Source organism: Pseudobutyrivibrio sp. JW11, from assembly GCF_900115355.1.
Lineage (GTDB): Bacteria > Bacillota > Clostridia > Lachnospirales > Lachnospiraceae > Pseudobutyrivibrio > Pseudobutyrivibrio ruminis.
Genome location: NZ_FOWB01000001.1, coordinates 94457 through 109075, shown reverse-complemented (window position 1 = coordinate 109075; position 14619 = coordinate 94457). Strand labels below are relative to the sequence as shown.

General features: G+C 40.4%; 12 protein-coding genes. 2 read left to right on the top strand and 10 right to left on the bottom strand.

Annotated features, from left to right (window positions below; genetic code table 11):
• Nucleotides 1–86: 86 nt before the first annotated feature.
• The 3 genes from BM102_RS00475 to BM102_RS00465 are packed head-to-tail and all read right to left on the bottom strand — an operon-like array spanning nt 87 to nt 1980.
• Nucleotides 87–974: a DUF362 domain-containing protein gene (locus BM102_RS00475; protein WP_090477844.1), complete on the bottom strand. Its 888-nt coding sequence runs from the start codon at nt 972–974 to the stop codon at nt 87–89.
• 48 nt (nt 975–1022) lie between these two features.
• Complete coding sequence (locus BM102_RS00470; protein ID WP_177194860.1) at nt 1023–1643, bottom strand: TetR/AcrR family transcriptional regulator; 621 nt, start codon at nt 1641–1643, stop codon at nt 1023–1025.
• Between the two features lie 10 nt (nt 1644–1653).
• A complete protein-coding gene (locus BM102_RS00465; protein ID WP_044935452.1) occupies nt 1654–1980 on the bottom strand; it encodes a putative quinol monooxygenase in 327 nt (108 codons plus the stop codon).
• A 198-nt stretch (nt 1981–2178) separates the two neighbouring features.
• Here BM102_RS00465 and BM102_RS00460 point away from each other — a divergent pair, with 198 nt between their 5' ends.
• Nucleotides 2179–2892 carry a zinc metallopeptidase gene (locus BM102_RS00460; RefSeq protein WP_090477839.1) on the top strand — a complete coding sequence of 238 codons (714 nt, stop codon included), beginning with the start codon at nt 2179–2181 and terminating at the stop codon, nt 2890–2892.
• Here BM102_RS00460 and BM102_RS00455 read toward each other — a convergent pair.
• Nucleotides 2889–3749, bottom strand: coding sequence for a YitT family protein (locus BM102_RS00455; protein ID WP_090394919.1), 861 nt, complete (start codon nt 3747–3749; stop codon nt 2889–2891). The genes BM102_RS00460 and BM102_RS00455 overlap by 4 nt on opposite strands.
• A 92-nt stretch (nt 3750–3841) precedes the next feature.
• Entirely contained in the window at nt 3842–4843 is a 1002-nt protein-coding gene (locus tag BM102_RS00450; protein ID WP_090477836.1) for an alpha/beta hydrolase, read from the bottom strand.
• Between the two features lie 127 nt (nt 4844–4970).
• On the opposite strand from BM102_RS00450, the gene BM102_RS00445 reads away from it, so the two are divergent.
• Nucleotides 4971–5414, top strand: a complete 444-nt coding sequence (locus BM102_RS00445; protein ID WP_090477833.1) for a MerR family transcriptional regulator — start codon at nt 4971–4973, stop codon at nt 5412–5414.
• A gap of 22 nt (nt 5415–5436) precedes the next feature.
• On the opposite strand, the gene BM102_RS00440 is transcribed toward BM102_RS00445, so the two are convergent.
• From BM102_RS00440 to BM102_RS00420, 5 genes are read right to left on the bottom strand one after another with little or no spacing between them, the layout of a single operon-like run.
• Nucleotides 5437–6681, bottom strand: a complete 1245-nt coding sequence (locus BM102_RS00440; protein WP_090477830.1) for a nucleotide sugar dehydrogenase — start codon at nt 6679–6681, stop codon at nt 5437–5439.
• A 9-nt stretch (nt 6682–6690) separates the two neighbouring features.
• A complete protein-coding gene (locus BM102_RS00435) occupies nt 6691–9156 on the bottom strand; it encodes a glycosyltransferase family 2 protein (RefSeq protein WP_242942882.1) in 2466 nt (821 codons plus the stop codon).
• Between the two features lie 36 nt (nt 9157–9192).
• On the bottom strand, nt 9193–12723 hold the full coding sequence (locus BM102_RS00430; RefSeq protein WP_090477827.1) for a rhamnan synthesis F family protein: 3531 nt from the start codon (nt 12721–12723) through the stop codon (nt 9193–9195).
• Nucleotides 12723–13211, bottom strand: a complete 489-nt coding sequence (locus BM102_RS00425; protein WP_044935431.1) for a hypothetical protein — start codon at nt 13209–13211, stop codon at nt 12723–12725. The genes BM102_RS00430 and BM102_RS00425 overlap by 1 nt, the downstream gene beginning before the upstream one ends.
• Before the next feature lie 12 nt (nt 13212–13223).
• The gene (locus tag BM102_RS00420; protein WP_090477824.1) at nt 13224–14507 is read right to left on the bottom strand and encodes an ABC transporter ATP-binding protein; all 1284 of its coding nucleotides are present in this window, start codon (nt 14505–14507) and stop codon (nt 13224–13226) included.
• Nucleotides 14508–14619 lie beyond the last annotated feature (112 nt).

Here is a 14619-nt window from a genome sequence, read left to right as displayed (position 1 = left end):
TAAATATTTATATATTTTATCATCATCAGAGTGCTTTATCAAAAATAAAAAGAGGCTGATTAATCAGCCTCCCTATATCCTATATCCTATAATTCAATTAATTCATATTCAAGACTTCCTACGCCAAGCTTTGCAGCTGTAGCAGGTGTGTGCTCGCCATTTCTGGATGTAACTCTCTCAAGGAAGTGGTCACGTCCAACATCCTTTGAAGCGTATACCAAATCAAGGCAAGCTCTATCGATTGCAACCGGATCCATGCTTGCAAGGATACCGATATCCTTAAGGCATGGGTCCTCAGCTACTGCACAACAGTCACAGTCTACTGACATATTTGCCATAACATTGATAAATGCAATGTTCTTGCCAAAGTGATCAACAACTGCTGATGCCGCCTCTGCCATACTTTCAAGGAATGCGTTCTGCTCTGGCAAATCATTCCAAACCACATCCTGTTCACTTGCTTTATTGTATTTACCAGCTGAGTGTATCTGCACCTTTCCTGCACATGAAGCGCAGCCGATTGAAAGCTGCTTTAATGCTCCGCCGTAGCCTCCCATTGGATGGCCCTTAAAATGCGAAAGAACAAGCATAGAATCGTAATTAATGAAGTTCTTTCCCATTATATCAGTCTTAAGATGGGTACCGTTTTTGATTGGAATTTCGATATCTGGTCCTTCAGCATCCATCAAATCAACATCAAAAAACTCATTCCAGCCATGTCTCTTTAATAATTTGATATGCTTATCTGTGTAGTTTCTTTCACCTTCGTAGGCTGTGTTGCACTCTACAATGGTGCCGTTCACATGTTCTACCATCGGTTTCCAGAATTCAGGCTTCAGATAATTCTGATTACCTTCCTCACCAGAATGCACCTTTACGGCAACCTTACCTGGTAATGTGATTCCAAGCTTATCGTACATTTTTACTACAGCCTCAGCTGTAACATCCTTAATAAAATAAACTTTTGATGCCATAGATACCCTCCTATAAATCATTTTATATTTTTTATTTTAGTTTATTCTTTATTCAAGAATCAATTTCAAAAATTCGTATGACATGTTGTAGATGGTAGTCTTTGCATATGACAGCTTTACCTGATCCATAGCCTCCATCTGCTTGTCCGTAGGGTAAACATAAGGATAGATGCCATACATGTAAGGGAAGAATGCATATCTAATCTGCTCGCATTTTTTCTTATCAATCCCCTCTAAATTTTTTGCCAGGCACTCTTCGAAAATATCTACAGATTCCTTGAAAGCACTTTTAAACTCTGCCAATAATTCTAATCTACTATTATCCTCAATCTCATAGAGGTTCATTGCAGATATCTTTAGAAGTGTTTTTCTATCCTCCATTGTCTTTGCAATGGCCTTAGCCAAATTATCTGCATCAAGCTTCTTGCCGCCATCAATAATTTTCTTCAAGGCTTCGTTCCATTTTGAATATTCCCTAGTGAGAATCCCTAAGAAAATCTCTTCCTTGGTTTGGAAATAATTATAGATGGATGGACGAGAAAAGCTGGTCTCTGTGCTGATATCCTTTATTGTGATACTATGAAAGCCTTTTGTTTCATAAAGCTTTTCGCAAGCATCCATTATTTCTTCTCTACGTTTATCAATAGTTTCTTTTAATTCAACTGCCATTTGGCCACCACTACTTTCTAATAAATGACTGATCCTGCTCAGGAAGCGCATCTGAAGTAAAACGCTCCACTGTCATATGCAAATCATATTTCTCTCTAAGCTCTGCAATTTTAGCCATCATAGGCGATGCATGATGTACATCAATTGCTTCCTGGTTCTCCCAGCTATCTATCAATAATACTGTTTCAGGGTCATCGAATGAAGTGTAATATTCATAGCGAAGATTGCCTGCCTCTTCCCTGATTTTCTGAACAGTACCACTGCTTATCATTTCCTCAGCAAATTTCTTTGCTGCCCCATTTTCACCTTTATATCTAAGATTTACTGCTATGCTCATAAAACCCCTCCGATCCGATGACACCATGTCAATTATCTATACTATACCATCTTGCTGACACTATGTCAATTTTGACAACCAAAAGCCTTGCTTTTTCCTGACATCCTTTAAATTAATAATCTTTTTAGACTTTTTAATTAGTAAAAATCAGTGGATAGATTTATACTAATAAAAAGATTATTTATAGGAGGAATAATAATGTACTACGGATATGGATACGGTTATGGCATAGATCCAACACTTATTCTTGTATTGATAGGTGCTGCTATCAGTGCTCTTGCATCTATGAATGTTCAGGGCACATTTAGCAAGTACAATAGAATTAGAAATTATCGAGGACTTACATCTAATCAAGTGGCAGAACATATACTTCACTCCGCTGGTATCTATGATGTAAAAATAGAACGGATAAGAGGAAATCTGACTGATCATTATTCACCAAATGAAAAAGTACTTCGTCTTTCCGATGCAACCTACGGGCAGACAAGTGTCGCTGCAATCGGTGTAGCCGCTCACGAATGCGGTCATGCCATTCAACATAAAGAGTCATACGCACCACTTAAACTTCGCGCTCTTTCTGTACCTCTAGCGAATATTGGTTCAAAAGTTTCATGGCCAATTATTCTCATCGGTCTTTTACTAGGGTACTCTACAATTGCAGAGCTTGGTGTTTACCTTTTTTCATTTGTAGTTATTTTTCAGTTGATTACTCTTCCAGTGGAATTTGATGCTAGTGCGCGTGCACTTAGAATTCTCGATGAGGATAGATTATTAGAAGAGGATGAGCATAGAGGTGCAAAAAAAGTGTTGAAGGCAGCAACACTTACCTATGTGGCAGCTTTATTTACTACTATCCTTCAACTACTTAGATTAGTTTTGATTGTAAGCAGGGTAAGTCGCAATGACGACTAAAACACCCTTTCCGGCATACTTTTTGATTGATATTGCATATCGCTAACTTTATAAACAGTAACGAATGCTTTTGGGTCTACCTTATCTATATAGGCCATGAGCTTTTGGAATTCGCCTTTATCAACAATAGTGATAATCTCATTGTGCTCTTCCATTCTGTAAGCTCCTGTTACCTTGTAAACGCTGGCACCACTGTGAAGCTCATTTAGAATGTAATCTCTAATTTGAGCTTCATATGGTGAAACTATACATACACGTCTTTTTAATTTCTGGTCAAATATAAAATGATCAAGCACCATTCCATTCAAATATGTTCCAAGTATACTTAAAACAACTGTCTTTGAATCATAAGCAAGTGCCGAAGACAATGCTATGCATAGTCCCGCAATAGACATAGCTTTTCCAATATCGATACGGAAATACTTATTTAAAATCTTTCCAATAATATCTAATCCACCTGATGACGCATTTCTATTGAACAAAATCGCACTACCGATACTAACTACAAAGATGTAGCAAACAACATCGAGAGTAGCATCGTCTGTAAGAGATGTATAGCCTGGAAGCAATTTTTCAAATACACCAATTACAACAGGAAGCAGAATTGATGTATAGACTGTCTTATAGCCAAACTCTGGTCCGCAAGTGATAAAGCCAATTATGAGCAATACCACATTCAAAACCATGGTGATTTGTGAAACTGAAAATGGTATGAAATTGGTTAACACAATGGCAAAGCCTGAAATACTACTAACTGCTGCATGGCTTGGCATAAGAAAAAAGAATACCGCCGCACCTATAATTATTATGGCAATTGTAAGAATGAAAAGTTCTTTGATTACGGATTTAACATTCATATTTTTTACCTACCCTATAATATTAATCCTTGTTTTAATTAACTAGGCGACTAATAGAGTACGGCTTGTATTCCCAAATGTCAATATTATAATTACTTCAAATTTTCCTCAAAGAAGCTCTGAAGCTTATCAAATGGAATATAATTGCTATCACCACCATCGTAAAGATCTGTATGGCTTGCATTTTGAATAATCATAAGCTCTTTGTTTGCAGTATATTTACTGTCTTTTGTCATGTTCTCATAAGCATCCTTGCCGAAGTAAAGGGAATGAGCCTTTTCTCCATGTATAATTAGAACAGCGCTTCTGATTTCATTTGTATACTTTAATATTGGCTGATTCATGAATGATTCACATCCAATCACATTCCATCCACCATTAGAATTAAGGCTACGCTTATGATATCCTCTGTCAGTCTTGTAGTAATCATAGTAATCCTTAACAAAGAATGGGGCATCCTCAGGAAGTGGATCAACAACTCCGCCGCCAAGCTTATACTCTCCTGCTTTCAAATCCTCCAAACGCTGTGCACACATAGCAGCTTTCTTCTGATATCTAGCTTCTTCATTATCCTCAGAATCGAAGTAGCCATTTGCATTAACTCTTGTCATGTCGTACATAGTAGCGGCTACAGTTGCTTTAATTCTTGTATCAAGAGCTGCTGTATTAAGAGCCATACCGCCCCAACCACAGATACCTATGATGCCGATTCTATCAGGATCTACCTTTTCATTTAATGAAAGGAAATCTACTGCAGCCATGAAATCCTCTGTATTAATATCAGGAGATGCCATGTATCTAACATTTCCACCAGACTCACCTGTGAATGATGGATCAAATGCAATAGTGAGGAAACCTCTTTCTGCCATAGTCTGAGCATACAAGCCTGAACATTGTTCCTTTACAGCACCAAATGGGCCAGATACTGCAATTGCTGGAAGTTTGCCCTCAGAATTCTTAGGTACATACATATCTGCTGTAAGAGTGATGCCATAGCGGTTTACAAATGTAACTTTCTCATGGTCAACCTTATCGCTCTTTGGAAATGTTTTGTCCCAATCTGTTACTAAATTTAAACTCTCAACCTTAATCATTTTAAATACCTCCATTTACTATTATAAATTGAATTTATTTCAAAATCGTGATACGATGGTTGTATGTTAATACCTAAAGTTAACTTTAGGTCGAGCTTTAATTTTTAAAAATTTTGGAGGAATATCTATGTACTCAATTGGACAAGTTTCAGAAATGTTTAATATACCTGTATCCACACTTAGATACTACGACAAAGAAGGTTTCTTTCCTAACATGGAACGCCAATCTGGAATCAGGAAATTTTCAGATAGAGAAATTGGAGCTCTCCACATCATCGAATGCCTAAAAAGCTCCGGCTTAGAAATAAGAGAAATCAAGCAGTTTATGGAAATGACCACCAAGGGTGCCGAAACCTACGCCGACAGAAAAGCTCTTTTTGAAGCCCGCCGTGATGCAGTGGAAGCCGAAATCGCCAACCTTCAAAAGACCCTAGATATGCTTAAATACAAATGCTGGTACTACGACCAAGCCATCGCAGACGGCAGCGAAGACCGCATCAATGCCATGCTCCCCGACAAGCTCCCACCAGAAATCCAAAAACTCTACGATAGCGGAAACGGACGCCACTAGGCGTCCGTTTCTTGTTCGTTTATTAATCTCTAGAGAACACGTCTCTGGTGTATACTTTGTCTTTTACGTCGTCGAGGCATGTGTCGTAGCGGTTTGCAATGATTGCGTCGCTCATAGCCTTGAACTTTGAGAGGTCGTTAACGACCTTTGAGCCGAAGAATGTTGTGCCGTCTTCGAGGGTTGGCTCGTAGATGACTACAGTGGCGCCCTTGGCTTTTACACGCTTCATAACGCCCTGGATTGATGACTGACGGAAGTTGTCTGAGTTAGACTTCATTGTAAGGCGGTAAACGCCGATTGTAACTTCCTTTTCTGCTTCCTTGCTGTACTGGTTGGACTCTTCGTAGCCGTAGTAGCCAGCCTTTTTGAGAACCTGGTCAGCAATGAAATCCTTACGTGTGCGGTTTGATTCTACAATTGCACGGATAAGCTCCTGTGGAACATCGTTGTAGTTTGCAAGAAGCTGCTTTGTATCCTTTGGTAAGCAGTATCCGCCGTAACCGAATGATGGGTTATTGTACTGGTCTGTGATACGAGGGTCAAGGCAAACTCCCTTGATGATAGCCTGTGTATCAAGGCCCTTTGTCTCTGCGTATGTATCAAGCTCGTTGAAGTAGCTAACGCGAAGAGCAAGGTATGTGTTGGCGAAAAGCTTTACAGCCTCTGCCTCTGTAAATCCCATAACGAGGGTATCGATATTTTCTTTGATTGCACCTTCCTGAAGAAGTGCTGCAAACTCATGAGCAGCCTTTGTAAGCTCAGCATCATTTTCATCTGTACCAACGATGATACGGCTTGGATAAAGGTTGTCGTATAAAGCACGAGATTCACGAAGGAACTCTGGGCTGAATAAGATTTTGTCAGATTCCATCTTTTCACGGATACGCTTTGTGTAACCTACAGGGATAGTAGATTTGATAACCATGAATGCATTAGGATTTACTTTTTTTACAAGCTCAATAACTGCTTCAACTGCAGATGTATCGAAGTAATCCTTTGTGCTGTCGTAGTTTGTAGGTGTTGCGATAACTACGAATTCCGCATCCTTGTATGCAGCCTCTCCATCGAGAGTAGCTGTTAAATCAAGCTCCTTGTTTGCAAGATAATCTTCAATCTCTGGATCAACGATTGGAGACTTTCTGTTGTTAATTAATTCAACCTTTTCTGGAATAACATCAACTGCTGTTACGTGATTGTGCTGCGCCAAAAGTGTAGCTATTGAAAGTCCAACATAACCTGTACCAGCTACTGCAATTTTTCTATTCATCACTTTCTCCTATTCTTCCTTCAAACGATACCAACCATCCAAGATCGAAAGATTTGGATTGTAATATGGATCGCCTTTTTCTAAAATATCAGGCCAAAGCTTTTCAAGCTTTTCTACTTCTGAATTGAAACGAGCAACCTTCTCGCCTGTATCTTCGTATCCACGAGATTTTGACTCGTAGTGATAAAGCTCTGCGTGAGGATTATAAACTACTAAGTATCCTTTATCGCGAACCTTCATACAGAAGTCTACATCATTAAAGGCAACTGCCAATTCTTCAGTAAGACCGCCTACCTCTTCAAATACGTCCTTGCGTACCATCAGGCAGGCTGCTGTAACTGCAGATAAGTCCTGAGTAGTTACTGCACGGAACATGTATCCTGGCTCGCTTCTTTCAAGGCCAACAAATGTGTGACCAGCGATACCGCCGATTCCCATAACAACACCGGCATGCTGCACTGTGTTGTCAGGATAGTAAAGGAGTGAACCACATATACCAACATCAGGACGAAGACAAACATCTACCATTTCCTTGATGCAGTTTTCATTGATTATTTCAGTATCATTATTTAAAAGCAAATACATCTCACCGCTGGCTGCCTTGGCACCGCAGTTGTTGATTGCAGAGAAGTTGAAGCCTGGTGTTTCGTAGCGAACGATTTTAACATCAGGACGATTCTCGATGCTCTTGTAATATTCGAAAGTTTCTGGCTCTGTAGAATTGTTTTCTACAATGATGAACTCAATATTTTTGTATGAGCTGCGGGCGTCGATTGATTTGATACACTTGTCCAAATCATCTGTGTGATCCTTGTTTGGAATGATGATAGAAACAAGTGGCTCCTTGCCCCAGTTGTAAACTGTGCGGTATGTGCCGTAGAAAGTATCCTGCTCAACCTTTGCTGGGATGCCCATTCTGTCGTAGTGAGCCTGAACAGCCTTGCAGCCAGCATCGAAAGCATAGAGCTTGCTTTCTGCACTCATGGCTGTAGATGCTGCATGACTACGCCAGTGATAAAGTGCCTTTGGCACATGATGGATGTTCTTTGCAGCCTCGCAATATCTCAAAATCAAATCGTGATCCTGAGCTCCATCGTACTCTTTATTAAATCCGCCAACTGTGTCATACAAGCTACGCTTGAAGATGAAAAGATGGCAGATGTAATTTACTGAACAAAGTAAGTCAAGATTGAAATCCGGCTTGAAGACTGGCTCAAAGTATTCCTTAGAATCCATTGAGATTTTATCCTCGTCAGTGTAGATAACATCTATGCTGCGGTCCTTATTGATTGCAGCAACACACTCGTACATTGCATTTGGAGCAAGTGTATCATCGTGATCAGAAAGAACGATGTAGTCACCAGTTGCAAGTGCAATGGCTGCATTAGTATTCTCTGAAATACCAAGATTGTCGTTCAGGTGAGTGTATTTAATTCTGCTGTCAGAACCGTATTTTTTATTGATAAACTGTCCCAATGTTTCATCAGCACTTCCATCTGCAAGACAAAGCTCCCAGTTTGGATATGTCTGTGCAACGATTGAATCGATGAGCTCCACAAGGAATTTCTCAGGAGTCTGATATATTGGAATAACAATGCTCATCAATGGATTGTATTCGAACTTTTCATCACGCTGACGCTGAAGCTCTACCTCTGTAGGACCAAAGCTTGTAAGGAAATCCATGTATGTGTACTTTGGAGCATCTGCATCCTTCAGCTTATCGATGGCATGCTTGATAGTAGCTCCAAGGCCGTTGTCCTGACGGTAAAGCTCGATACGCTCCCAGAGTGTCTTCTTTGGAAGAAGGTTGCCTCCAGTAAGAACGTGCTCTGTATCAACCTTGCAATCGTAAACCTGACCGTTTGCAGTGATTGTCATACGAAGCTTTTTATAATCGCCCTTGTCAAAAACAATCTCAAGACCAGAATCACATTTCTCAGTAAGCTCAGGATAAACTCCATAAACATCTTTTCTGAACATACGCTTAACTGAGATAGGAATTTCTTTATCGCCATCATAAAGATGGAACTCCTCTGGAACATTTCCGATTGCCCAACCAAGAATCTGAATCTTGTCGTCTGTAACTGCTGCACGCTCAAGATTGTATTCGTACTCTTTTTTAAGCTTAATCAAATCCTTGCCATTGGCCTTGTAAACCACTGAACGAACCTGATTTTTATCTCCTGCTTCTCCAAGAACACAGATAAGCTTAAGGCTCTTTACCTGGCGCAAATCCTCTGGCAAGTTAATCTCACCAACGTATTCCTTGGAAACACTTTTGTGAGCGGCAATGTATCTACGACGAACTTCATTGCCTTCGTTGATGGTCAAATCCAAATCATATGGCTTGCCATTCATCTCACAAACAAGGCTGTATCCCTTTGGATTATCAAATGGATAAAAGCCCTGGAATAATAATGTATTTTTCTTTAATAGGTGATATCTGATGAATACCACATTAAAAGTATCTCTCAAAATATATATCCTTCTAAGTAAATTATTTGGCGGTGATTATTTTACAACCCATCCACCAGTTTTTACATCAAATTTTTGGACGCCACCACGGCTGTATCCATCCTCAACTGTAAGTGTGGATACAATCTCATCTGTTAACGTACCGTCTGCAATTATATCATAGAATAAATCTTCTACAAGTTTTGCATCAGCTAAAAGACCATCTGACAGATTTCGGCTGGCGCTTGCATACTGTTTTACATAATCCAAAATACCGGACTGAAGCATTTTTACATCGTCGCTGACGTAATCATCATCCTTGAAATGAGGAGTAGGTACGCCATTTTCCATTGTGAAATTAATAAGCTGGCCAAATGGTGCTGACAAAGCACTCTCCAAAAACAGCTGATATTTAAGAAGCTTGCTGTTTGGAATATCCTTTGGATCAGTGATGGTGTAGATAGCATCTGCTCTTCCACCGATTCTCTCAGGCTTGTTAGAATGTAGTGCCAAGTAATGGCCTGCGATATCTCTGCCTGTAAGCTTCATCAAGAAGTACTGAATTGTACCTGAGAATCCCACATCCACAACAGCCAAATCCGAAGATGTTGCAAGGAATTCACTGGCATAGTTCATGTATGCATTCTTTTCAGTTTTGCTTCTCTCAAAGATTTCTTCTTTGTATGGCTGAATAGCCTTCATAAGCTCGTCTGTATCTGTCTCGTAATCGAACTGCTTATCCTCATCATCCTCGTGAAGCTCAATGCCAAATCTTTCATTCAAAAGATTGCTGAAGCTTCCCTGATATTTCTGAGAAAGGAGCTCACGAATATCCTCATCATTTTCAAGAGCAGGCACTGCACATGCTCTTCTTGATGTAAGGAAGTAATGGATGTTTGGCAAAGCCTCACCCTTTTGATTGCAGTATTCTTTAATGAGCTGCTCAAGCATATATCCCTCTCGAGACAATAGAAGCAGACTTTCTTTTTCGCTGGCATTTTTATTAACCAGCCACTGAACAAATCCTGCCATTAATGGCCCCATTGTTGAATAACCAAAGTCGTAGTTATTCTTGAAATGAAGACCACCCTTTTCATCAAAGGCAAATGGAGAATTGAAAATTCCTCCGTTGATAACCTGGCCTAATACAAGTGAATTTGCAATACTCTTGCTTGCGTATTCTTTCAAATAATCGAAGTCTGAAAGTTCAAGCATAGCCATTGGATTGAGAACAATATGGCTTGCCACTCCCTTATCCATAAGGATTTGTGAATCAGAACAGAAGTTGTCTCCAACGTGGATAAAGGTTGAAGGGTTTATGCCTGTCAAAAGCATATTCCACATTGAGCCATCATCTTTTCTTGCTCCAACTTCGCACGAGATGAAGAGCTCGTCATATCCACCAATTCCGCACTTGTGAAGAAGTCCAACGACCTGTGCACGGTTCAGATACATATCGCTGACGAGGATAACATGACGTCCCATGGATTTTACTGCGTTGAACACATCCACCATATCCTTACGAGGAACGCAAAGGCGTGTTTCGATGTCCACCTCAAGCTTTTTAATATCCATAGCAAAATCGCCAAGTGTTCTATCCTTTGCTACTTCCACATAAATCTTGTCCAAAGTGGTCATTGGACCAAACTGTGCTGTCGCAGCTGCCTCGGCATTCTTACGAATCTTAAGGAAATCAACTTTCTTGCCGTATTTTTCAAGAATGATACGGCTTATAAGATTGAACACATCATCCGGCTTGAAGATGGTACGTGTAATCAGTGTGTCGAAAATATCGAAGGATACCACATCATATCCACCAAGCTTCATTGCGAGAAGCTCTTTATCCACCTTGAAGGTGTTGTAAAATGGACGAAGGCTCTTGTTCTTGACTGTGTCTTCTGAATCAAGATAAAGGATAAAATCATCATATCCCTGCTTTCTTGAAACAAATGGAAGAATACGCTCCAAGGCATGAGCAAATGTGCCATCTGTCTGCCCCTGCTCCCTTGGGAAATCCTCGTATGTGTATCCCTTTTCAAATAGTGGACGAAGCGCATCTGTTCTAGCCCAGAAGAATGAACCTGCTGGGTAGTTGAATACTGATGGCATCTCGCCTAAATCAAACTCATCGAAAAGTTCCTTTGCAATACCTGCATTTTTCAACCATGAATAAGCGATGGTTGGAACCTCCTCCTGAATATCAGGATAGATAAGACCAGCATTGCTGTTTTTAAATAAATCAAAAATCTGATTAATCTTGTCTGGCGAACCAAGAAGTAACTCAAGAGAGAATCGTCTCCATCCGCCCTTTTCCTCACCTGAATACAAAGATTTCTTTGAATGGATGTGAAGGAAATAGTCGTGATTTAAAATCTCTGGACTAAACTTTACATAAAGGGGTGCAAGGTCGCGGCCTCTGTTTGGAAGATTGCGGATATCGATTTTCTGAACCTGCTTAAGTTCCTTTAAACCTGTCTTGATTGCATTTACATCTGCATCCTCCTGGCATGAAATATATAAATCAAACTTGAATGGGATGTTTGCAAAATAGCTAACAAACTCTGGCAATAAATCTACATAGAAAAGATGAAGATGCACTGCCACCGATGGCTGTGGCTCTCCTTGGGCAGCGCGGCGCTTTGCTTCCTTGGCAGCTGCCTTGACACGCTTTGCCTCTTCTTTTGCTGCACGCTTTGCCTGGCGAGCAGGAGTATCCTTGCCTGTCAAAAATGATTTGAATGCGCGGATATTTTCAAGTGTCTTGTAGCCTCTAGTATTAACTGTATTCTCATAAATTGTACGAAGCTCAGCATTTACAGCCTCGATGTTTCTGATGTGAACATCCTTTGCTTCGATTAATTCCTGAAGCTGCTTGATTTGGTAATCGCGGCTGGCAATAGCAAAATCTGCGCCTGTCTTGCTACGACTGTTTGCATGCTCTCTAAGCTCGTGAAGATTTTTGACATCCCTGAAAATATATTTTGACTGGAAGTGGTCTTCCATCTTTTGATATGCTTCTCTTTCAGCATCTGGAATGTCTACCAAATGCTCTGGCAAATCGCTAAACTTGCTGGCTCTATAGAACACGTAGTTGATTGGTACCAAAAAGTCGAAAGTCCACTCGTAGTCGATAATCTCCCAGCCTTTTGCTGTCTTGATGACATTGTCAAAAATCAAATCAACATCAAGGTAATTTGCTGCAAGAACACCTCTTGGCAAATCAACATCTCCGAAGACTTCTCTGAAGCCATCTGAAATTGCAAATTCCTTTGCATTTTTCATGTAGGCATTTTTGACAGCCTCAATAAACTGCTGAGCATCGGCTGATGTGAGATGCTCACCTTCAAGGAATTCACTTTCGATTCTGTCGTCAACAAAACTACTTTCATTAACGCAAAAATCAGAGCCTTGCAATGCGTCCTGCAAGCCTCTGTAACTATCAAAAACTCTTTTTATATGTGCTATTCCTTGTTCATCGTAAGGGCGTTTAATTACTACCTTTCGTCCATCCCTTTCCACAATATCAGTGATGATATTGTACTTTGGGTTACGCTCGTTCGAAAGCTTTTCATATAGTAGTCTATCCATTATTTTGCAATGAGCAGATAGTCACCTGCTCCTCCCCCTATATAATCCTCAGCATAAATCTCTGTTGTAAACAAATAATCTGGGCTGACGCGATATGTGGTGATTTCACTGAAGCCAGCTTCCTTCAAAAGGCGCTTTGTGAAATCTGCAATTCGATCCTTTTCTGGCAGGGCATATACCAATCTGCCATCCGCTGAAAGCATCTTTTTAAGAGTGGCTGGTGTTTCGTTCAAATGGCCAAGGCTTATGATGATATTAAATGTACCTTTAATATCTGAAAGCATTTCTGCAGCAACTTCAGTAACCTGTGTTGCCTGCTCCTTTAGCCATTCAACCAAAGCTTCGCTATCTGGATCAATGATGAGCACATTGTCTCCATCGCCTATTCCTACTGGCGACAAAACATTGCTTCTCAAATGAGAAAGCCTAAGGATGGCATCCTCTGTTCCCTCATCAAAAATCCTTCTATTGTACTTTTCCTGAATCATAGCCGCTCCCCTTTACTTAACCTGGCTTACGCTAACTTTTGAATTCATATCATAAAAACCAACAGTGTTTTTCGTACTAACAACTGTGATATTCATTACATCGTACAATCTATGATAAGCAACAAAATCAACACCATCAAAACCTGTACAGCTAATAGACATCAGGTACTCGCCGCCCTGCATATCCATCTTCTGTGTAAAGGTAGCAACGTATTCGCTGCCCTCCTTACAAAGACCTACATCGCACTTTTCGTACATGGTGTTTGTGCCAGTAACATCGATACCCTTGAGAGTCTTGAAAGTAAGTGTGAAGATAGGATTTTCAATATCTGTATTGAAGTGCACCTTTGACTTAACAGTAAATGTGCTACCCTTCATAATCGCATTTGTATAATTGCCACTATCATCGATAACTGCAAAATCTACGATAGTAGCACGGCCATCGCCATACTCATTAACATTAGGATTGAGCTGATAATTTGACTTCCAGTTTTCACCAGAATTATCATCTGCCCCGCTAAATGAATCCAGTGTATCTACCTTGCTATTAAGCACTGGCTCCTGACCAACCAATATCTTTTTATAGATATCAATCATATCCTTTGGAGCACCCTCAGCAACCTTATCACCTTTATTGATAAGCACTGCTCTATCACAATACTTGCTGATAGCACCCAAATCGTGGGAAACGAAAAGAATTGTCTTTCCTGCTGCCTTGAACTCCTCGAACTTTTTATAGCACTTTGCCTGGAAGAAAACATCACCAACAGAAAGGGCCTCATCAACGATGAGAATCTCTGGGTCGATATTGATAGCCACGGCAAATGCAAGTCTTACGAACATACCGCTTGAATATGTCTTCACCGGCTGGGAAACGAAATCTCCAATATCAGCAAATGACAAAATATCATCAAGCTTCTCATCAATTTCCTCTTTGGTATAGCCAAGCATGGTGCCATTCAGGTAGATATTCTCCATACCTGTATATTCCTGATTGAAACCAGCACCAAGCTCCAGCAAAGCCGAAATACGGCCATCCACCGTAACCTCACCTCTAGTAGGTGAAAGCACACCAGTAATAATCTTTAAAATGGTGGACTTTCCCGAACCATTAGTACCGATAAGCCCAACACACTCGCCCTGCTTCACCGCAAAGCTCATATCCTTCAAAGCATAATGCTCTCTATAATTCTTCTTTCTAGTAAGGCCCAGTGTATCTGCCACCCTAGCCTTATTGCTATCGTAGAGCTTATAGACCTTGTCCACATGCTCCACATTTATAACGTAATCGCTCATAACGTCTCCTAAAAAATCTTGCCTTTTATCCCAACATTTTACCATAAAACCCCGCATCCGCAAAGCCCGAAGGGCACCGCCGCCATCCCCACACAGGATGAACATTTTCTGA

Coding starts and splice junctions, on each gene's coding strand:
- BM102_RS00455 (WP_090394919.1), bottom strand. CDS start 3,749: ATGAATGTTAAATCCGTAATCAAAGAACTTTTCATTCTTACAATTGCC.
- BM102_RS00420 (WP_090477824.1), bottom strand. CDS start 14,507: ATGAGCGATTACGTTATAAATGTGGAGCATGTGGACAAGGTCTATAAG.
- BM102_RS00470 (WP_177194860.1), bottom strand. CDS start 1,643: ATGGCAGTTGAATTAAAAGAAACTATTGATAAACGTAGAGAAGAAATA.
- BM102_RS00440 (WP_090477830.1), bottom strand. CDS start 6,681: ATGAATAGAAAAATTGCAGTAGCTGGTACAGGTTATGTTGGACTTTCA.
- BM102_RS00475 (WP_090477844.1), bottom strand. CDS start 974: ATGGCATCAAAAGTTTATTTTATTAAGGATGTTACAGCTGAGGCTGTA.
- BM102_RS00460 (WP_090477839.1), top strand. CDS start 2,179: ATGTACTACGGATATGGATACGGTTATGGCATAGATCCAACACTTATT.
- BM102_RS00445 (WP_090477833.1), top strand. CDS start 4,971: ATGTACTCAATTGGACAAGTTTCAGAAATGTTTAATATACCTGTATCC.
- BM102_RS00430 (WP_090477827.1), bottom strand. CDS start 12,723: ATGGATAGACTACTATATGAAAAGCTTTCGAACGAGCGTAACCCAAAG.
- BM102_RS00425 (WP_044935431.1), bottom strand. CDS start 13,211: ATGATTCAGGAAAAGTACAATAGAAGGATTTTTGATGAGGGAACAGAG.
- BM102_RS00465 (WP_044935452.1), bottom strand. CDS start 1,980: ATGAGCATAGCAGTAAATCTTAGATATAAAGGTGAAAATGGGGCAGCA.
- BM102_RS00450 (WP_090477836.1), bottom strand. CDS start 4,843: ATGATTAAGGTTGAGAGTTTAAATTTAGTAACAGATTGGGACAAAACA.